Source organism: Streptomyces sp. NPDC053431 (assembly GCF_044544925.1).
GTDB lineage: Bacteria > Actinomycetota > Actinomycetes > Streptomycetales > Streptomycetaceae > Streptomyces.
In genome coordinates, this window is record NZ_JBITXX010000029.1 from 1 (window position 1) to 20,805 (window position 20,805).

General features: G+C 69.3%; 14 protein-coding genes. 12 read left to right on the plus strand and 2 right to left on the minus strand.

Annotated elements, in window-relative coordinates; translation table 11 throughout:
* Nucleotides 1-566: 566 nt before the first annotated feature.
* The 10 genes from ACIGXE_RS35165 (at nt 567) to ACIGXE_RS35210 (ending at nt 13,674) form a co-directional block, all read left to right on the plus strand.
* On the plus strand, nt 567-2,687 hold the full coding sequence (locus tag ACIGXE_RS35165) for a hypothetical protein (protein ID WP_399754059.1): 2,121 nt from the start codon (nt 567-569) through the stop codon (nt 2,685-2,687).
* Nucleotides 2,688-3,685: 998 nt separating this feature from the next.
* Nucleotides 3,686-4,825: a conjugal transfer protein gene (locus ACIGXE_RS35170; protein WP_399754062.1), complete on the plus strand. Its 1,140-nt coding sequence runs from the start codon at nt 3,686-3,688 to the stop codon at nt 4,823-4,825.
* 52 nt (nt 4,826-4,877) lie between these two features.
* Nucleotides 4,878-5,129, plus strand: a complete 252-nt coding sequence (locus ACIGXE_RS35175) for a hypothetical protein (RefSeq protein WP_365764173.1) — start codon at nt 4,878-4,880, stop codon at nt 5,127-5,129.
* Between the two features lie 2 nt (nt 5,130-5,131).
* Nucleotides 5,132-5,698 (plus strand): hypothetical protein, encoded by a 567-nt coding sequence (locus tag ACIGXE_RS35180; protein ID WP_399754064.1) that lies wholly within the window; start codon nt 5,132-5,134, stop codon nt 5,696-5,698.
* Nucleotides 5,695-8,253, plus strand: coding sequence for an ATP-binding protein (locus tag ACIGXE_RS35185; RefSeq protein ID WP_399754066.1), 2,559 nt, complete (start codon nt 5,695-5,697; stop codon nt 8,251-8,253). Before ACIGXE_RS35180 ends, ACIGXE_RS35185 begins: the two co-directional genes overlap by 4 nt.
* Nucleotides 8,250-8,876 carry a hypothetical protein gene (locus ACIGXE_RS35190; RefSeq protein WP_399754068.1) on the plus strand — a complete coding sequence of 209 codons (627 nt, stop codon included), beginning with the start codon at nt 8,250-8,252 and terminating at the stop codon, nt 8,874-8,876. Before ACIGXE_RS35185 ends, ACIGXE_RS35190 begins: the two co-directional genes overlap by 4 nt.
* Nucleotides 8,873-10,885, plus strand: a complete 2,013-nt coding sequence (locus ACIGXE_RS35195) for a hypothetical protein (protein WP_399754069.1) — start codon at nt 8,873-8,875, stop codon at nt 10,883-10,885. Before ACIGXE_RS35190 ends, ACIGXE_RS35195 begins: the two co-directional genes overlap by 4 nt.
* 3 nt (nt 10,886-10,888) lie before the next feature.
* Nucleotides 10,889-11,659, plus strand: a complete 771-nt coding sequence (locus tag ACIGXE_RS35200; protein ID WP_399754071.1) for a hypothetical protein — start codon at nt 10,889-10,891, stop codon at nt 11,657-11,659.
* Nucleotides 11,660-11,662: 3 nt separating this feature from the next.
* Nucleotides 11,663-12,865: a peptidase M23 gene (locus ACIGXE_RS35205; protein WP_399754072.1), complete on the plus strand. Its 1,203-nt coding sequence runs from the start codon at nt 11,663-11,665 to the stop codon at nt 12,863-12,865.
* Between the two features lie 11 nt (nt 12,866-12,876).
* Nucleotides 12,877-13,674, plus strand: a complete 798-nt coding sequence (locus tag ACIGXE_RS35210; RefSeq protein WP_399754074.1) for a hypothetical protein — start codon at nt 12,877-12,879, stop codon at nt 13,672-13,674.
* A gap of 274 nt (nt 13,675-13,948) precedes the next feature.
* Here the strand turns inward: ACIGXE_RS35210 and ACIGXE_RS35215 are convergent, their stop codons facing one another.
* A complete protein-coding gene (locus ACIGXE_RS35215) occupies nt 13,949-14,437 on the minus strand; it encodes a restriction endonuclease (RefSeq protein ID WP_399754076.1) in 489 nt (162 codons plus the stop codon).
* A 1,592-nt stretch (nt 14,438-16,029) separates the two neighbouring features.
* Here ACIGXE_RS35215 and ACIGXE_RS35220 point away from each other — a divergent pair.
* Both ACIGXE_RS35220 and cyaB read left to right on the plus strand, forming a co-directional pair.
* Nucleotides 16,030-16,872: a helix-turn-helix domain-containing protein gene (locus tag ACIGXE_RS35220; RefSeq protein WP_399754077.1), complete on the plus strand. Its 843-nt coding sequence runs from the start codon at nt 16,030-16,032 to the stop codon at nt 16,870-16,872.
* Between the two features lie 16 nt (nt 16,873-16,888).
* Nucleotides 16,889-17,446, plus strand: a complete 558-nt coding sequence (gene cyaB / locus ACIGXE_RS35225) for a class IV adenylate cyclase (RefSeq protein ID WP_399754079.1) — start codon at nt 16,889-16,891, stop codon at nt 17,444-17,446.
* A gap of 1,247 nt (nt 17,447-18,693) precedes the next feature.
* Here the strand turns inward: cyaB and ACIGXE_RS35230 are convergent.
* Complete coding sequence (locus ACIGXE_RS35230; protein ID WP_399754081.1) at nt 18,694-18,984, minus strand: hypothetical protein; 291 nt, start codon at nt 18,982-18,984, stop codon at nt 18,694-18,696.
* Nucleotides 18,985-20,805: the final 1,821 nt, after the last annotated feature.

The following is a 20,805-nucleotide window of genomic DNA, read 5'->3' on the forward strand; positions in this document are numbered from 1 at the left end:
TCGGCATCGCCACCACCTCCATACAAGGGTTGTGCGGCGTGATACTGCCCTTCAGTGTGCCCACCCTCGCCGTCGCATACCAGCCCAAACCGGTACCCGCTGTCCGAGCGGGCCTGACGCGAGCGCTGAAGCGGGATGTGAGCAACGCAAGACCGAGGCGCGGCACCGCCACCCCGTCACCGATACGAGGGGCCATACGCGCGCAGCAGCCGTTCCGGCTGGATGATCTCTCCGATCTTCGACCGCGCCCTGCCCGACGAGTCCTTCCCCCTACGGACCGTGTTCACCGGTCGGGGCTGCTGTTCCTCGCCCGGCCGGTACCCTCACGCCCGCAGTGACGCGTCCATCTGGCGTTGTTCGCCCCCTATGCCGGCGTGTTTGCGGCCGTCGCGCACGCAGCGGTCATGGTGGCTTGCTGATGAGGACCAGCTCGCCACCGGTGCAGGGAGTCCGCACCCGCATAGGGTCGAGACGATCACGGAGGAGGGGAAAGCGTGCTAATCGAATTAGCGGCCCCGTGGGGCGGGATGGACCTTCCCGGCTACGCACTGCCCGGAGGGGGCGGCGTGCTCGCCGCGCTCGCCATCCTGGCCTACGTCGCCAACGACAAGGGCAGGGGCGGCGGCAAGCGGCCGAACGAGGAGTACAACGCTGCAATCGAGCGGGTCGTGGGCGGCTTCTTCCGCGGCATCGGCCGGTACATCGCCGGCCGGGACCTGACGGGCGAGCCACACAGCACGGCGACCTGGTGGCGCTCGGGCATTCGGACCGACGGCGGCGACTCGGTCGGCGACGTCCCGGCCCCCAGCGCCGCCGGGCCGCCCGTCTCACTCACGAAGCCCGGCGCCGGTGCCAGCCCGGCCCTGCGCTCGCTGCTGCTGCCCTTCCGGGTGCTCGCGAGCATGGGCCGCTCCCTCTCCGCGTGGGGCTGCTGGCCGCACGCGGCCCGCTCCCTCGTGCGCCTCGCCCCATTCCCCGCGGCGTGGGGCCTGTGGCGGCACCCGCACCTCACGGAGGCCGTGCTGATCGGCGCGGCGATCGTCGTGTTCCTGGTCGCGTTCAGCGGCCCCGGAGGGTTCGCGTGGTGGACGCCACGCACTCCGACCGATGACGAATTGCTCGGCCCCGCGGTGTGGGCAGGAGCCCGTCAACTCCTCCGACTTGACGAAAATGAGCCTCGTGGAAAATGGCTCAGGCTCGATGCCGACCTGTCAGCTGAAGGGACCCGGATCGTCCTGCGCCTCCCCCTGGAGTGGATGGGTGGCAAGGACTCCATGGGCGCCCTTCAGCATGTGGTCGACACCCGCGTGCCCGGGGAATGGGTGGCGCGGTGGGAGCGGTCAGGATCGAGTCAGTACGTCCAGTGGACCCGAAAGCCGCAGCCCCCTGCGAAGCCGGTCTTGCCCGGCCATGTGGAGTGGAAGCCGACCGGTAATCGGTTCGAAGTGTTCGTGGGTCAGGCAATCGAAGGCGACCGCGTTGTAGATGTGAGGGTCCAGACGCAAAGTGCCACCCCGCATTGGGGTGTGGGCGGAGATACAGGATCGGGCAAATCGACCGTTCTCTACATTCCAATCGTGCACGGCCGGCAGCACGGCGAACTGATCGACATTCTCGACACGAAACAGAACAGTTTGATCGAGGCCGAGGGGCATTCGGGTGTACGCGTGCACAAGACCGTCCGGTCGTGTATCGGAGCGTTCGCCGAGTTCATGGTGTCTATGATGGCCGCCGAGACTGCCATGGGTAAGGATGCGGCGCCTGGTGCGCGGGCACAACTCATTCCACGGCTGCTTGTCATTGATGAGCTTCCCACCTTGATAAAAATGGCCTACGTGTGGTGGCGGTACGGACTCAAGGGAAAGGGCACACCTCCCTTCCTGGATTGGTTCTCGATCATCCTTCTGCAGGGCCGGTCCAGCGATCATCGCATTGTCGTCGGTACACAGCAGTTCGCCAACACGTTCTTCGGCGGAACGATGGAGCGGGCGCAGATCGGCACCAAGATTGTCGTTGGACTTCAGGACCGAATTTCCTGGGGTGTCGCCTTCGGGCAATCCACCCCGGTCATCCAGTACGACACGACCGTGAAAGGACGGGGTGCGTTCGCGGACAAGCAGCAGGCCCCCGACGCGGACCACCTCTTCGTACGGGAATTCCAGCCCGCGTATATCACGCCCCGGGTCGGGGAGTATCTCGCGGCGTGCCCGCCGGCGCCCGCGTGGTTCGATGCCGGCGAGATCGCCCCTTGGATCACCGGCGACATTCTGAAGGAAGCCGACCTGGTCGCCGCCGTGGGCGCGTTCCTCCCCGGCGGCCAGTACGGCCCCGACCGCCCATCGTCGGTCACGCACGCGGTAGCGGCGGGGGAAACGCCCAGTTCGACCAGCTCAGACCGTGTGACACCCGCGACGGGCACGGCTCGTGTGACTCCTCGTGTGACCGGGGCTGGTGCCGGGGGCGAGTCCGCCGAGGACGCCGCCCTGCCCGACACCTACTCGCTCGCCGAGGCATGCGCCGCAGGCATCGTGCCATGGAAGCACTCCACCACCCGCCAGTACAAGAAGAGGTCGGAAGAGCGCGGTATCGCCTTCCCTGAAGGAGTAACGGACGGGCGGACCACCTACTACACCGAGGAAGAACTGAAAGATTGGACTGCCCGCTGGCAGGAAAGCACGCGGACCTGATTTCCGAAGACGGGACATGTGAGCGTGTCGAAACAGGAAGACCCACGGCTGCGGCAGAGGTTGCCATAGTCGGTTGCGAAGCGGCGGGCGGCGGAGTGAATAACGTCCAACGCGTCCGCAGTGATGTTTATCCGCTTCTTTTTCGGCTGCACCTTTCGGTGCTGATGGGGCGGCGATCGTCCTATCTTCACCGCTGATGAAATACTCGCCGACTGTGTTTCTGGTGGGGCCGAGGCGGACTCTATGATGCTATCGGATCGGTGGATGATTTTCTTGATGGTCATCTTACGGGCCGTTCTCTGGCCTCTCATGCTCGATTCGATCCTCGATACAACACTCATTTCAGTCGCTGTATCAGGGCATCCCTGAAGGGGTGTTTCAGATAACCTCGGGATCGTCCCTCCCTCTGCCCGAAGAGCCGGGTGAGCGCGGGAACCAGTACTCGGGAATGGATTGCTGACCCCGCTCCACGTCGCTGAACGTGCCTTTTCCTCTGAGGCGAAGAGCCCTCGCCGCATCCGCCTGCCGTAGACCCACGGTGAGGCGGAGGCAACGCAGCGTCGGCATTTCGGATTCTTCAATCAGCTGTCCCGGAGAAACCCCCAGCAAGGTGGCGAGCCGGGAAAGACGGTGCGGCAGGGGCGGCACACGCGACGCCTCCCACGTCGTCGCTGTGCTGCGGGAGCAGCCCACCGCCCCGCCAATTCAGATGGTGTGCGGAATCCCTTTTCCAGGCGGATTTCTCGAACGAGCGAGCCCCGTATCCTCACGGCCACGCCCCCGCTGTCCGATAGTTGTGCCGCATGGGCCCGCACTGTAGTGCGCAGCCCTCCGCGGCCCTGAGTGTCCGTACTCATGACGCCTGCCGCTGGCGGCGACAGAGTCCCGAGAACGCCCTGCTACATGCAACTTGGCGTCATACGAACTTCTTTGACCGCCTGTTACCACCGGTCTAGGGTCGGTGACCCAGACGGGATACCTAGGGGGGATTGCGGGGAATGCCGCCACTTGGACCGACCGCCCGGCGCGTGCTCGGACTGCCGGACCCGGGGGACTGGGAGCGGAAGAAGCAGCGCAAGAAGACGAAGCAGGGCCAGGCCGCGCAGGGTGCCGTGCCGCAGCCCGCGGCCAACCCCTGGGAGACTGCGGCCCAGCAGCTCTTAGCGCAGCGCACCGCCCCGCCCACCCCCGCGCCCGCCCGCCCCGCTACCGCGGCGACCCCAGCGGCACCGTGGGCCACCGTTGAAGAGCGTTCCGGGAGCGCGTTCGCCCGCCGGTTCGGCCGCGGCGTGCTGTGGACCCTCGTGGCCGCCCTCGCCCTGCTCGGCGCGAAAAGCGTGCTCCTCCCGAAGAAGGTACCGGACCCGGTCCAGTCGGCTGGCCCCGCGCAGACGGCTCCCGCCTATCCGACCGACGAAGCTCAGGCCGTCGCCTCCCGCTACGCCCGCGCCTACCTGTCCTGGGACGAGGCCACCCCCGAGACCCGGGCAGCATCCCTCGGCGCCGTTCTGCCCGACGGCGCCGACACCAAGGCGGGATGGGACGGCAAGGGCAAGCAGGACGTCCTGGCCATCGAGCCGGGCACCGTCACCCTGGCCGCCCAGAAGCAGGCCCGAGTCCGGGTCGACGTGCTCGTGCGCCCCGTCGGCCCGGTCTTGCCCCCCAAGCCCGGGACCCCGCCCGCACCGACGCTCCCCGCGCAATGGCTCGGCCTGGACGTCCCCGTGGTCCAGGCCGGAGGCCGGGTTGTCGTCGCCGGCCCGCCCGGCATCGTCGGCGTCCCCAAGACGGGCCCCAAGGCCCCGGAACTCGCTGGCCCCGAGGCCGACACCGCGTTCGGCGAGCAGACCGCCGAGACCGTCGCCAAGTTCTTCACTGCGTACGCCGCCGGCGACACCGAGACGGTCACCGCCCCGGGCGCCTTCGTGCCCCCGCTCCCCGCAGGGGTCTCGCTGGTCGGTGTCGAGTCCTGGACCGCGGACAAGGGCCAGGGGGCCGACCGCAGCGGCACCGCCCGCGTCACCTGGCAGATCGGCGGTGCCCAGCTAGAGCAGACCTACCGCGTCGAACTGACACGGGTCGCCTCCGCGGACGCCCAGCGCTGGCAGGTCGCCGCCGTCCACGGCGGCACCGCCTAACCACCCCCTCCCACCCTGCCCCGCCTACCGCTCATCTGAAGGGGAAAACCCCATGCACCACGACGTCGTGACGCTCGCCGCCCTCACCGACGGCGCCGCGCTGAGCAGCTGGGTCCTGCTGGTCGTCGGCAACCTCTTTGCCGCCTTCCTCGGCCTGCGGGCCTTCAGGCACTTCCTGAAGGACGACTGGGGCGGCATGATCACCATGGCCGTGGCCGCCGTGTTCGTGGCCGGCTTCGTCTGGTTCCCCGGCGAAATGCGCGGCCTGCTCGGTGACCTGTGGGACAAGATCCGGGAAGCCTGAAGATGCGGACCGGCGCCACCTACACCCGCCACTTCGACATCGAGACCCGCCAGCACGAGCTGCTCGGGCTCGACCTTGGCGAAGGCGCTCCGCGCCGCGCCCTCGTCCTCGGCTTCGTCCTGTACGCCGTGTGGACCGGCAGCCTGCTGCTGCTCTTCGGCCTGCCGTCCCAGGTCACCTTCACCGTGTACTTCCTGCCGCCGCTGCTCGTCGCCGTCATCGGCACGCAGCGCAGCCGGAAGAACGACCGACGCTGGAACATCACGAACTGGGCCCTCGCCATCCGCTACCTGACCCTCGGGCACCGGCCGATCGTGTGCGGCGGCCGCCGCGCCGCTGCCCGCAGCGAGTGGATCCCGCGCCGCGCCCGCTGGGACAACAAGGGCGACGGCCTGCGCCGCGAGTCCATACGCCGCCGCCGCGAGTACGAGACCGACACCGAACTGCCGGCCATCACGGCCGGCACACCGATCACGCTGGACGCCCGACCCCGCCTGTACGGACCGGACGCGGTCTACCAGGCCCGCGGGCGCGGCGGACGCACGAGCACGGGGGAGACGACGGCATGAAACTGATCGAGCGAATCGGCAACTTCCTCGGGGTGGGCGGAGACCGCAGCGCCCCGGCCCCCCACTACGTCGCCCTCGCCGACGGACTCGTGGTCACCACCACGCACGCGGAGGCCTGGTTCACCCTGTCCTCCAGCAACACCGACCTGATGAGCGAGAGCGCGCGGGACGGTGAGCTGGACGAGGCTGCCGCCGCGCTCGCCAAGACCCTCGCGGGCAGTGACGTGCAGCTGAAGGTGCTGTGGTCGCCCCTGGTCGCAGGCGACTACATGGACGGGGCCGCCTACCTGTTCACCGCCGGGAACTGGCCCGAGTGGGCCGGCATGCGCGTGGAGCGCCTGGACCAGATCGCCCTACCCTCACGGCACCTGCTCATGGGCGTGAGGATCACCGAACGCACCGGACAAGCCGCCGCAGCAGGTCGCCGCGGCGTGTCCAGCGTGCTCGGCACCGCGTCGACCGCCGTCAGCAACAAGGAACTCGCCCGGCTGGACGCCATCATGCGCCGCCTCGGCCGCCGCCTCGAGGCGACCCCGTGGCGGGCGCAGCCGGCCGCCGTGGAGATGCTGGCATGGATGGTCGCCCGGGAGCAGCACCGCACCACCCCGCTGCCTTCGGCGACCGCCGGCCTGATCACCGGGGCGAAGCTCGCCGCGCTCACCCGCGGCCGCGTCCTGCCCTTCCCCGACCACCTAAGGGTCATGGACGCGACCGGCCAGACCACCGCATGGGTCGCGATCCTCACCATGTCCGGCTTCCCCGAGAAGATGGAGAGCCCAGGAGCCGGCGAGTGGCTGCGCGCCCTGTCCGAGATCACCTACGTGCCGGACATCGACGACAGCGACCTCGCAGACGACGTCGATCCCGCCAGCCTGATACTGCCGGTCTCACCCGAAGCATCCGTCCGCTTCAAGGTCATGCCGAAGCGTGAGGCGATGAAGAAGGCCGACGAGGCCCGCCGGCTCGCCAAGGAGCAGCGCCGTTCCGCCTCGCAGCACTCCGCCGAGGACCCCGGCCGCGCCATCGAGGAGACCGAAGGCGTCATGGCCGGCCTCATCAGGGACATGGGCCGCGAGGACGTGACCCTGGTGGAGGACCACCCCCGCCTCATCGTCACCAGCACCACCTCCCTGGACGACCTACGCACCCGCGTGGACGCAGTGGTCACCTACTACGGCGGCGCCGGCATCGAAGTCGGCGTAGGCGAGGAGGAACAACGAGAGCTGTGGCTCGAAGTCCAGGCCGGCGACCAGCTGCGTGTGCCCGACCTCGGCCACACCCGCGACGTGACCGCGCTCGCCGGCTCCTGGTGGTGGGGCGGCGCGAAGGTCGGCGACGACGAAGGCCCCATCGTCGGCTACCTCACCGGCTCCACTCCCGGCGTCTACCGCAACGACCTGACGATCGGCTCGGAGAAGGGCGACGCCACCACCAGCCTGTTCACCGGCCGCTCCGGCCGCGGCAAGACCGTCTCGCTCATGGCCAGCCTGTTGGATGCGGCCTTCCGCGGAAGCTTCGTGCTCGCGCTGGACTTCAAGGGAGACATGGGCGGCGTCGTCGCCGCTGGCAAGCGCTACGGCCTCAACGCCCACCTGATCGAGACCGGCCCCCGCTTCGCCGGCGTCGCCGACCTTTTCAAGCTCCTGGACAAGGAAGGCGCCGAACGCGCCCAGATCGAGGTCCCCGCACAACTCGGCATCGCCATGCCGCCACACCTGCGCGCCCGCGGCGCCGAAACCCCCGTACAGCACGCCGTGAACAAGGTAATCGCTGCCGGCGACCCGGCCACATGGAAGGTGGTCGACTTCCTGCGCCGCTCCACCGACCCGCTCGCGCGAGAGACCGGCGAAGCGCTCTACGAGCTGAGCCAGACCGCGATCGGCGCCCCATTCATGGGCCGCCCCGCCGAGGGCACCCCGCCACTTTCCCCCGAACCGGGCATCTGGGTCGTGCAGATCCCCGGCTTGTCCCTGCCCGGCGCGAGCGATGACCGCGAGGACTGGAACGTCCTGCAGCGCATGTCCGTCGCGCTCATGCATTCCATGCTCGCCTACGGCATCACCACGGCCGGCCGCAAGGACCTCCGCGGCCTGCGCAAGGTCGTCGCAGTCCCCGAGGTGCACGTCCTTACGGCGACCAAGGAAGGATCGTCCTTCCTTGAGTACATCGCCCGAGTGGGCCGCGCGTTGTCCACGGCGCTGGTCCTGGACACCCAGGACCCCCAATCCCTCTCTCACCTCGTCGGCGTGGTCGAACAGCTCACCACCGTGGTCGGCTTTCAGCTCACCAACCCGACCCAGCAGGACGCGTTGGCGGAGTTGCTGAACCTGCCGCCCGGCCGGCACACCCGCGACCTGATCCAGTCCATCGGCCTTCAGCCCGACGGCGAGGTCCGCCACGGCCACGCGATCATCCGAGACCGCCGCTTCCAAACCGCCACCGTCCAGTGGGACATCCCCACCGCGGAGCTGCTGGCCCTGCTGGACACCACCCCCCGGCTCGACCCTATCGCCGACGGCGAGGTGGCCGCCCAGCCCGAGGAGGTCCCCGCATGACGCGCCACCCGAGCATCACCGCGCTCGCCCTACTGTTTGCCGTCGGCCTCGCCCTGGCTGGCTGCAGCAAGACAACCAACGACGCTAATAAGGAGGACCCGGCGGCCGCTGCGGTTGCGATCGCCCGCGAGTACCAGCAGGCGGCCCTCGCTCAGGACTGGCGCAAGATGTGCGAGCTTCGCACGGAACGAATGCGTTACGGCACCGTCGAGCAGTGCACGGCCGACAACACCCCCTCGTCGGAGGCCGCCACCCGTTCAACGCCTACATCTGCCTCCCCAACGACGACGTTCGACCCGCCCACCTACGCCGACGCGTCCACCATGCCGCCGCTCCCCTCGAAGACGGCCGCCTCTGGCCCGGACCGCGCATCCACCGGCCCGGTCAAAACGGAAGGCACGCCGATTGAGGTCCCGGCAGCCGGCGAACACCCCGCCGGCTGGGGCGTCATGCTCACCTACATCGTGACCTGGCCGAGCCAGACCACCACGTCTCGTAAGGCGCTGCGCGTTGTCCAGGAAGCCGGCATGTGGCGGGTTGACCAGCACGAGGACGTCCAGGATGGCGACATGGTGCAGGGCAACCCGATCCGTAACTCGCTGTTCGGGGAGTTGAGACCGTGACCATGCATCTGCCGCAGCTGCGGACGCTCGCGATCCCAGTCCTGTTCGCGTTCACCACGCTGATGGTGGCCGCAGGGCACGCCCACGCCGAGACGATCGACCCGGTGGGTATCGGTGACCTGCTGCCCTCCCCGAAGAGCGCTGTTCCTGCGGGGCCAGGGACGCTGTACGAGACCTACAGCAACCCGAACCTATGGACGCTCGATTCCGACTACGGCAAGTTCGACGTCCTTGATCCGATGGCGGAGTCCATCGCGGACGTCTGCATGGTGCTTATCGCGGTCATCGGCACAGGCATCATTGTTGTCATCCAGTGGATCTTTCAGCTCACTTCGGTACCGGAGCTAGAAGGCGCGCTGGCTGGCACCATCGGTGGGGCCGCGAAGGGGTTGTCGACCACGCTCCTGCCGGCCGCGCTCGCTGTTGGCGCCCTGGTCGCGTTCGCCAAGCACCGCGAAGGCGGAGGCTCCGGCGGCATGAGCCAGATCGCCTGGGTATTCGTGTCCGGCATTGTCTCCGTGTCTCTGCTGTCCACCCCGCAGGTCTGGGTGGATGGGGTGGACACCACGCGGCAGGTCGGTGCATCCATCGCCTTGAACGCGACCGCTGGCGGGATCGCCGAGGGGCGCCAGGAGTATCCGTTCGCTCTTGAGCATGAGCCGCAGTACGCGGGAAACGGCCGGGACGACATGCTGCGCAAGAGCAGTGACTCCGTCTGGCGGTCCTATGTCGCCACCCCCTGGTGCCTGGCCGAGTTCGGCTCGCTCAAGGCCTGCGAACAGCACGGTAAGGACCTCCTCGACCAGGGCTCTTCGAAGGAGAAGCGAAAGGCGTGGCTGAAGGAACACGTCGATGAAGAAGCCGTAGGACCGGACTCCGTCACGTGGCGGCAGGGGCACAGCCCCATGGGCCGGATCGCGGTCACTGTCCCGGCGCTCATCGTGCTGCTGATCTTCGCCGTGCTAGTCGTCGTGCTCGCCTTCGCGTCGCTCGCCTCCCTGATCGGCGTCCTTATGCTCCTGGTCGCCGGCGTAGTCTTCGCATGCTTGTGGGTGATCCCGGGACGTCCCCGCCAATGGGGCCTTCGCTGGTTCGACCAGCTCTTGGGTCTCACGCTGCAGTCGTTCGTGGCCACCATGACGCTTGGCTGCGTCCTCGTCGTTCAGGTGGCCACCACCAAGATGTTCGCGGAATACCAGTGGGCCCCGTCCGCTGGCCTGTCGATCGCTGCTGCGGTCATGGCGTTCAAGTTCCGCAAGATCATGGAAGCAATCGTGGGCGTCTCCGGGGCGACGTCGTCCCCGCTCAGCACCATGCTTGGCATGATGGCCACCCGCACCCTACATGGCGGCAAGCGCGGCCCTGGCCAGCACAACCGGCCCGTGCGCACCCTCGGCGGCAGTGGCGGTCCTGCTGACGGCGATGGAGGCGGGGGAGGCGGCGAGGGAGGCGACGATGACGGTCCCACCGGGCCCGGCGGTGCCGGTCTGCCCGCACGCATCGCCTTCCGCCCCCGCCGTCCGCTGCCCGGCGACGGACAGCGCGCCGTGCGCATCGCCGAACTGGCTGATCAGGTCTCGCGGAACGGTCCGACGTCGGTTGCCGGCGCCCCTGCGTCGATTCCCGACGACAGCACCCGCCAGCGGCAGCGCACCCGTGTGGGCGGGCCTGGCCCCCTGCCGCTGCGCGCGACTGCCGACCTCGCCGATCCGATCGGGGCCGGGGGTTCGGACACGGCCTCGGCGGCGGAGGCCTCGGCGGTGTCCTTCCGGCGCGCCCCGGCCCCGAACGCTCCCGGCCCGCGCGCCATCGAGGCGCGCGTGGTCCGCAGCAGCACGCCGCCGAGCCCGGCTCCGCAGTCTGAGCCGGCGCAGCGGCAGCGGGCCACTCAGCCGCCGCCGCCCGCCCGCCGTGCGGCCCCTGCCCGCCGTCCCGCTCCCTCCCGGCCCGCGCCGCGCCGGGCCGCCCCGGCTGGCCGTCCCGACGTCCCCGCAGCGCAGGAGGGCTGAGCCGTGTCGAAGGAGGAACAGTCTCCGCCGCACGTCCGGGAGCTGCTCAAAGCCCAGTACGACTACCCCGAGGACGTCGAGACCGGGCGTGGCGGAAGCCGCCGCCGGGCCCGCCGCGCTTACCGCAGGAGCGAGCGGCAGCGCACTGCGGCATGGATCGAACAGGAGCGGCGGCGCGAGCCGATCACCGCCCGCGCCGCCCTCGTGGTCGTCACTGTCCTGCTCGGCATGGGCGTCCTCGCCCGCCTCGGGCCCGGCTGGATCACCGGCGGTGACGAACGCGCGGACCAAGTTGTCGCCGGCCCGAGCGCGTTCCCGGCCGGGGCGGCGAACAGCAAGCCGGCTGTGAGCTCCTCGCCGCCGCTGTCGCCCTTGGCGAGCCCGTCGGCGGACCTGTCCCTCCCGGACAGGGTGGCGGAGGCCTTCGTCCGGCAGTACCTGACCCGCAACCCGCCCAAGGACCAGGACCACACAGCAGCCGTGGGGCGCGCCGCGCCGTGGGCGACGCCGGCGCTGGTCGAGAACCTGAGCCAGCACGACGATCCCCCCTTCGGCCGCCTGGTCAGCCGGGGCGGCGTTTCCATGGTCTCCACGGTCACGGTCAAGCACGCTGGCCAGCAGCTGCCAGGGGACACCCCACTACGAGCCTGGCGGACCGTCACGGCGAAGGTCGACATCGTCGGTTACACCAGCTACTCCGAAACGACGACGCTGCAGTGCGAACTGATCAACACCGACGGCGAATGGCGGGTCGCTCGGGTGCTGGGGGTGTAGCGCGTGGAGGGGAGGGACGCGCTCCAGGTCGCGGCAAGCGCCGCCGGCACTGGGGCCAAGCTGAAGCTCGCCGTGCCCGTGGCCGTGCTGTTCGTGTGCTTCCTGCTCGTTGTTGGCGCCTTCGGCGCCGGCGTGAGCGCGAAGGCCTACGGGGACTCATGTGAAGACGCCGGGCTGCCCGGCGCCGAGATCCCCGGAGGATCCGGCATTGGGCAGACCCTCACCGGAGACCTCCGGAAGAAGCAGATCGAGAACGCCAAAATCATCGATAAGGTCGCCGAACACGGCGGCATGTCGGGACAGGCCACACTCATCGGCCTGATGACCGCGCTGCAAGAATCAACGCTGCTGAACATCGACTACGGCGACCGAGACTCACTCGGCCTGTTCCAGCAGCGCCCCTCTCAGGGATGGGGAACACGAGAACAGATCCTCAACCCCGAGTACGCCTCCAAAATGTTCTTCTTCGGCGCCGACTCCGGCAGCCCCCGCGGGCTCGCGGACATCCGCGGGTGGCAGTCCATGCTGCTGTGGAAGGCGGCCGCGACCGTCCAGCGCCCCGCCATGGAGTACGAGAGGCTCTATGCCGGGCAGGAGGACGCCGCACGGGAGATCGCGGCCCAAGCTGGCCTCGATTTGCTGCGCCCGGCGGAGACCGGGCCGACGCCGCCCGAGGGTGGCGCCACCGGAGCGCCCGGCCCGTCCGGCGAGCCCGCCGGCCCCGACGAGTGCTACGCCGGAGATGGCGGTGGTAAGCCGGGCAAGCCTGGCGATCCCTTTCATGACGGCGCGGCCAGCTGGCCCGCGAGCGTCAGGAATCCCCGCTCGACCTCCGACGCGATGCAGTGGGCCAGGAACGAGGCGGCGACCGGCGGGAAGGACTGGTACCGGCTCTGCCTCGCGTTCGTCGCCAGGACCTACGGCTGGTCGTATTCCGGTGTGCCGTATGCCATCGACCACTACCGGCAGATGCCGCCGTCCATGAAGCACAACAAGGACCGCAACCCGCCACCCGGCGCCCTCATGTACTGGGACACCGGCCAACGAGCGGGACACGTCGCCGTCTACCTCGGCGGCGGACAGATCGCCAGCAACGACATTGGCCGCCCCGGATACATTGACGTCGTCCCTGCCGCCGACATCGAACGCACATGGGGAGCCACGTACCTGGGGTGGACGCCGCCGTACTTCCCCAAGGGCGGATAGAGGGAGCGCACATGACCATCAACCCCGACGCCGTACCCGCTGTCCCGGTCTATACGATCACCCTGACCGCGACCGGCGCCTACATCGACGGCGAGCCCGTACCCGGCGCGACCGGCGCCCTCCAGGCCTCCCGCCGCGCCGCGCTCGCCGAGCTCTACGTCAAGGCTGCGCTTCATGGCCGGCCCGTCCGCTTCGTCGCCAAGGAAGCCGATGGCACCACCTGGCCCATGATCATGGACACCGACGGGAACGTGCTCACCTTGCACACCCCCCACCCCGCCCAGCCGACGTCCGTCCCGGCGCCCGCGACCACCACGCCACCGCCCGCGGCGCCCCTGCGGCGAGGGCACGACTGGACGGCCCCACTCCCGCCCGAGCACCACGACCGGTACACCGAACTGGGGGCTGCTGAGACCGCTGGCGACCTAACCACTGCCACCGCCCTCGCTGCCCAGCTCGAAGAGGAGCTTTCGGCCCGCTACGGCCCTTTGCACCCCCACCCGGTAAACGTCCTGACGCTGCGCGCCTCCCTGACGCTCCGGCAGCGCTCCGACTGGTACGAGACCATCGAGCTGCTCGTGTACACCGCGCAGCGTCGGCGAGAAGCTGGCGCCCAGCCCGTCGAGGACACATTGGCCGCCGCCCGCAATGCCCACGCCGCCTGGCGCGCCCTCACGAAGGATGACGTCGAGGGCGCAGCAGAACTTGCAGCGCCCGTCGCGGGGATGCTCGAGCAACTTGGCGAGAGCAAGCGAACTAGGGACGTCCTGAGTTGGGTCGAGGACAGGGCCAGGAGATGCCCGACGTGATGGAGACGACTCCACAGCCCGGCACACAGCACCGCGATCCCGGTTCCTGTGTCCGGAGAGCGCGCACTGGGAGGCCAGACCTCTCAGAACGGCGGCCACGTTCAGAGGCTTCTCGCTCAAGGCCGTGCGGCGGGACGGCACCCCGCTTGGCTGGTGAACGTTGCACAGGGCCCCCAGAATGCGGCACCCGACACGCTGGCAAACGGAGCGTCCGGAACAGCTGGCCTCTCCCATGCGACACAACGAGGCCCAGTCGCTCCTGGGCCTCGTTGCGTCAGGCCGACGGATGCCGCAGGGGTGGCACTGCTCGCAGCAGCTGCCACAGTGGCCGTGACCCGCTCGCCCAATCGCCGAGGACGGCGCGGTCGACGAGGTGTAGCCACTGGACCGGGCGAAGTCGACCGTTCCGGCTTGGAGAACCGTCCGCTGGTGGCGAGCACGACGACATCGCCCTTGTGTACCGGTCGGCCGGTGCCGTTGAGGACCTGCAGTCCGGGGTGCCAACCGCATACCCGGACAGCTCGGCCCGCCGGTGCTTGCACTGGATTACCCAGCGCCGCCCGTACGGGTCGGTGGCTTTCAGATCCGCGCCGTTGTCACGGGCGCCGCCGGACTGCATAGCGGCCGCGCACCCGTCGCGTCGCATCAGGTCCCGCACCGCGTGCTTGAACTGCCGGTGGTGCTTAGCGTCCAGCTGTGTCAGCGCGTACCGCAGCCCCTGGGAACGCACCCGTTCCCACTGCGCGGCCCGCTGCCGCGCCATCTAGGCCATCCCATCACCACCCCGCCGGCGAGCACCACAAGGACCACGGCACCCACGGATACGCGCGCACGAAGTCCGCGACCGCAGCGAGCACCGACCCCACGACGACGCGGCCACCGACGTCCAGCAGCAGCTGCTCGGTGCCATCAGCCTTGCGCGACCGGCGCCGGGCCGGATGACGCCGGTCCACCGGCTGTCCTCCGTTCGGTCCCACTTGACCGGATATGTCACCGTCGACAAGGACTGCGGCGCCAGTAGCCGCTCCCTACGTCTCGCCGCCCGCAGACGTGCCCGAGCCGCCGAACACCACCCCAACTGTTGGGCGCTCGGGCGCGGTTTCCCTGGCCAGGGGGCAGCAGAGCGCGCAGTCAGAATGGCGGGGTCGGCGTCATACGCCCCTCCAGCGGAAGGGGGCTGCTTCGATGGTCACTGTCGTCTCCGGGGTGCTGCCACGCGTACGGCCGTGATGCCGGCCCAAAGGCGTCCCCGTAGCTGGGCGGCGTCAAGGTACGTCCGGGCGTCGGTTCCTTCGTCGGGGGGTAAGGGGTCCAGTCCGACGGAGAGGTGGATGCGCTGCCTGGTGGCGGCCAGGTCGTACCAGGACCGGTCGACCAGGCCTTGTAGGGCAAGGTGCTCGTGCCCGTAGTCGAGTAGTACGACCCCTTCCGCGAGGTACGCGCAGTGAATCAGGTGCCGGGATGCTTCCCACCCTGGGGTGAGGCCGAGGCCGGTTGCGATGCCGAGCATGTCTCTCGACACTGCGCTGCTGTCCTCTCGCCATTGGGTCGGATCGTGGACGAGGAGCAGCCGGCAGGCGAGGCCGGATGCTGACCGGGTCACTCCGGGAACGACGCGGATGCGAGTGAGGCGGTCGGCGCCGGGCGGCGGCGCGTACTGCGGCCTGCGGGTCTGGATCATGGGGTTGCCTTCGGCTTGGCGCGGTGGCAGGGGCAGTCGCAGCGGCGTGCAGGTAGGGCCAGGTCGCCGTAGCGCGTGTAGACGGCGCCCGGCTTGCACCAGCTGTGGAAGCCGCCGGCGCAGTCAGGCCGCAGAACGCAGGCTGCTGCGCTGCTGCCAGGGTTCGTTGCGCATCCCCCGTTGCGGGGGCCGAGCGTGCTCTCAACGGCTTCTCGTAGCGCCAGGGCGAGCGCCTCGGCGTTTGTCGCCCAGCTGCGGGACGTCGGAGGGACCCGCCACAACGGGCCTACGGTCCGCTGCGGCCCGGGCACAGGTACGTGCATCGTCTCGCCCAGGACCTCGACGCCCGCAGCCTCGGGCAGCGACCGACATACTTCGGCGTGGCCAGGCTCGACAAGCCACACCAGACTGCTGCTCCCCGAATCCTCGATGACAGCGCCACTGCGCTCGCCGAGCTCCCCGAGGACGACCAGGCCGAGGGAACGAGGGACCCGCACGGCGTCCCACCACCTACCTGCGGGGCGCATCGTGATCGTGCGGCCGACGGGCAGCCACTGCTTGAGGTGAGGTGTCATGCTGCAAGGATTTTGCGACAGAGGGCGTCGGCTCGATCCCATACCGGTAATCTCACGGTGAGATGGATTCCAATCTCACGATGCATGAGGAGGTGTCACATGACGCTCGGAGCAATCCAGTTAGAGGCGTGGGCTTGGGAGCGTGCGGAAGTCCGGCAGGCGCTGCGGGCCCGAGACATCCGGGCCGTCTTCCGATACGTACAGCAGTACAGCGGAGCCAGTCAGGCCCGCATCGCCGCAGCGGTCGACCTCTCGCAGGGGCGGGTCAACGAGATCATCAACGGGCGCCGTGAAATTACCCAGCTTGACGTGTATGAGCGGATCGCCGAAGGGCTAGGGATGCCCGACCACGCGCGCCACCTCCTCGGACTGGCTGCCAGCCGGGAGAAGCACGCCGGCGGCGCAGCGTTCGACCTCTCCGCCTTCCCCGAGGTAGTGCGCGTCTACTCCTCCCAGGCAGCCGCCCGCGAGGAGATCCGGCAGCACGCGGCCGGCGCCGACGAGCTTGACGTCCTGGCCGTACGCGGCCTCGGACTTATCGGTCTCAACGACAGCCTGCTCCGCGAGTACTGCCTGCCACGCGAGCAAGGCGGCCGAGGTCTCCGCCTTCGCGTACTCCTCCTCGATCCGGACTCACCGGCGACAGCGCGCCGCGCCGCCGAGATCGGAGAGTCCACTGAATCACTCGCAGGCGGCATCCAGCTCGCCGAAGCCCGCCTGCGTGAACTTGCTGGCGATGTCCGGGTCTACCGCTACAGACAGTTGCCGACCTGGCGGATCATCCGCCTCGACGGCACGATGTTCGTCGGCGCTTTCGACGCGGGCTGGGAAGGGCACGAGTCGGCGACCTACAAGGTGATGGAAACCCCGCACGGCCCCTTCTACAGAGGGTTCAGGCGGATGCTCGAGGCGCTCTTCGACGGCGCGGAGCGGACCGGATGACGGAGAGGAGACACCCGTGATCGAGGCGGAGCTCAAAGCCCGCGTCCACGCGCCCGAGGAGGTTTTGCGGCGGCTCGATGAACGCGCAGCCGGTGTGCCGGAGGTCTATCGAGACACGTACTACGACGCTCCGGACGGCGCCCTCGACGCCCGCAGCGCCGAGCTGCGCATCCGCACCGTGCATGGTCCGGACGACACCCGCACCGTCCTGACATACAAGGGTGCTGCGGTCGACGAGGCGTCCGGCTCGAAGCCGGAGGCGGAGACCCGCGTAGAAGACGTCGACGCCGCACACGCCATCGTGCGCGGTCTCGGCTACGTGCCCGTGATCGCGTTCGAGAAGCGGTGCCGCAACTACGCCTTCAAGGCCCGCGGCCGCCAGATGCTGGCCACGCTCGTTCGCGTCCCTGAGATCGACGGCACCTTCATCGAGGTCGAGACGCTCGTCGACGGCGACCAGGTCCTCACTGCCCTGGACGACATCCGTGCCGTCTTGATCGAGCTCGGCATCGCCGAGGAGGACCTGACGCGCGAGCTCTACACCGACGCGGTGCGGGCACGCCGCGAGGCATAGGGCGCCGTTGTCCGCACCTGCATGAGTGGCGAGGAGTTCGCCTGCGTGACTCTGAAATGACGACGCGGCCGCGCTTGATCAGCCGGGAAGGCGGGTGGCCGACCGCTTGCACGGCACCCCCACGGTTCCCTGTGGGGGCGCTGGTCCTTCCCGGTTCTCCTCTCCGCACCCTGGCCCAGCCACCCGCGGCTACCCTCCTCGGCCCCGCTGAGCCTGCGGTCCGACCGCTGCAACTGCCCGACGAAGACATGTCCACCAGGTAGTGCCCCTGCTCAGCGGCACTATCAGCGCCGGAGATCGACATAACGTCGAAGAGAAAGACGCCGTTGCAGAGGCGGTGTGTTAACTGCACCTTTCTTGAGGTCGTTGGGCACTGCGACGTCCGACTGCCCAAGGAGTTCTGTGTGACGTGGCACCTGCGCAACCAGCTGATGGAGGGACGGGTTGTCCTGCCCCGTGTCGGCTCGCCCGTTCAGCTGGAGACCCAGCACCCGGCGTACGCCGTACTCGACCCGGCTGGAAGCCCGGTCGCGTCGGTGACGCCCTACCTGCGGGACCTCGCTCTGAACGACAACAGCCCAGCAACTAACCGCAGTTACGCCAATGACCTGCTGCGGTGGTTCCGATTCGCGTGGCTCTTGAACGTGACCTGGGACAAGGCAACGGAAGGGGAGGTGGCAGTGATAGCGGATGGCTTCGTACGGCACCGAATCCGCAGCGCTGCCGCACCCGGCCGGACGCGCCGCAGCCCGGCTTGGTCAACCCCCGCAGCGGGAAATGGTACCTCAAGGCCGGCTTTGCCCCAGCAACGATCAACCACACCCTGACGATGGTGGCCAGCTTCTACTCCTGATGGCGCGGACGGGTCTGGTGCCTACTTGCAGGCCTGCGTCGGGCTTCGCCTGCGGATCTGGAGATACTGTTCCGGCGTCACCCGCCCGGGCAGAGGTACTGCGTGAGGTGATGGCAGCACCCTGATGTCGTTGATACTCAGCTGATCCTCGGGCGACCGGCTCGAATCGGCTGCTCCCACATTGACCGTCGCTGTTTCCGCACTCGCCCTACTGCTGGTCGAGTCGTCTGGCCCAAGTTCGATGACCGACGTGGTCGCCGTACGCCGCCATGAACGGGATGGCTCGGTCCAGGACGTACCGCTCAAAGTCGGTGGCGTCCTCGAACTCTGTTGTGTGCAGGCATCCAGGCTCCCCTTAGCACTCGCCGGGCCCTGCGGCATGCGGTGGTGCGCCCTACTCCTCGGCCGCACCGTCCTCGTGGCCGGCGTGCTGCCCGTCGAGCCGCGCCACGATGGTCCCCAGGTTGATCACTCCTGCGTGGTACGCCTCCAGGAACAGCCCGATGGCGTGCGAGAAAGACACCTTGTCGACGGCCGCGCGCTTCTTGCCCGCCTCCCACACCGAGCCGGTGACGTTGACAGTGCGCACCACCCTGGTCTGGTCGAGCTCCCGCGCGGAGGGCCGGCCGGTGCCGGTCGTGTACGTCCTGGGGGAGCGGTCGTGGTGGCGCGGGGCGGTGGTCATGGCGGTTGCCTCTCGGGTCGGGGCGGACCGGCACCCACCCGGCCGCAGGCCCGCCATAGCCGGGCCTCGTGCCCCGGGCCGTCGCCCCGTCCCGGCCCCCGCAGCCGCCGGCCCGCCTCATCGGAGTCACATGGTCAGTCACATGAGCAGTCCCATGAGGGCGGGTCACACGGGTTGACCTGTGAGAACACCCCGAAATCCCCGTCCGACCGAACGTGTGACTGGCAGCCCGGAACTGCTCCCGGGTGCTCCGTCCGCCACCTCGGTACGGCCCCGCTCGCGCTCCTCGGCTGCCTGCTGAACGGCACACCGAACCAAGACGCGGCCGCGGTCTCGCGGGCCGTGTGTTCCGTGGTCCGCCGGCCCACTGGCGACGCGTACCGGAGGACGAAGGCGTTCGACACATACCCAGCGAGGACACCGTCGACCGGCACTGCGTGCCGCCTGCGGGCATCAGGCGGACCGAACCGATACCGGTCCCCGACCATCCCAGCGTCCGTCGCGGCCGCAGCATCGCCCCCGCCCCCCGCCACCGACGACTCCGCAGCGTGGGTTTTTCGGTGGCCGCCACCGCGATGCTCGCTGCGTCGACACGCTGGCGCGCCCGCCGCCGTTTCAGGCTTCGCGACGACTCCGCGCAGCGTGGCGTGCTGTCCCCAGCTCGGCCCGCGCCGCCTCCAGACGCACCGCGACTGCTCGACACGGTCCACCGGCCCCTCCACGTCCACGCGAACGCGGGATCCGTCGCCCGGATCGTGGTCCGCAGCCACGCGTCCAGCGCGGCGGCGTAGTCCCTCGGTCCAGTTCTACTCTCCACCGCGCGAAACCTGCCGGAACCGAACGGCCCACGGCGCCCTGCTGCTCCGCTCATGCCTCAGCACCACGGAACCCCACAGCCGACGGCCATTGCGTCTGCCGGTTCCGCCACACTCCTATATCGCAGCTGGGTGTTCGGTACTCGCCAGCACCTGCCGCTGGTCCACCCGACACCTTTAGCCCATAGTGGAGCGGTGTATTTATTGATCAACCCGAACGGATTATCGCCTTGTTAACAAGCTCCTCCCGTGAAACCAGTTCTGCCCCTCGCACGGCACGTGTGCCGGGGAGGTTCTGGACCGTGCGCCTGACCGGCCACGGCGACCGCACCGCCGTGGTCACCTGTTCCACTGCCGCGTGCCGGATGCCACCGCCCTCCAAGGACCTGGCGTCGCTGCGCACGTTCGCCGCGCGGCACGCCGCCGCCCACGCCAAGGCCGCCACGCCACGGCCCAACGCCGCCTGCCACTGCCGCGCCGAGGGCTGCGCCGCTCATGAGGACACCAAGGTGTACTGCGCCGGCGGCGCGGTCATGGTCCTGCGCCATGATGCGGGCTTCGGGCGAGTGTGGAGCGTGGAGGAGGTCTGCACTGCCTGCGCCGCGCTCATCCCTCACGCCAGGATCATCGCCCGCCCCGTGACCCCGCAGCCCGGCACTACCAGGCCGCCCACGCCGGCGGTTCCAGCACCCGTACGTTCCGCCGTTCCCGGCGGTTTCTCCTCCCCGTCCCCACCAGCCGACGGCGACACGCGCTCACGGCGAAGCGGCCCCGGACCGCGCCGTTCGCGCGGCGGGCGGGCGCGCTGACAAGGCGCGGCCTCCGCGCCACGATGGCCAGTAGGCGGGCCGCTGTCGCACGACTGACCGTGCGTGTCGCGTCCGGGCGACGCTGGGCGTCGAACAAGAGCGACTTGAGGGAGGAATGAGGCAGCTCCGGCTCGCCGGGCGATCGCTACCGGCAGGCCGGGACGCTGGGCGATCAGACCCCGGACGTGGTCCGTCAC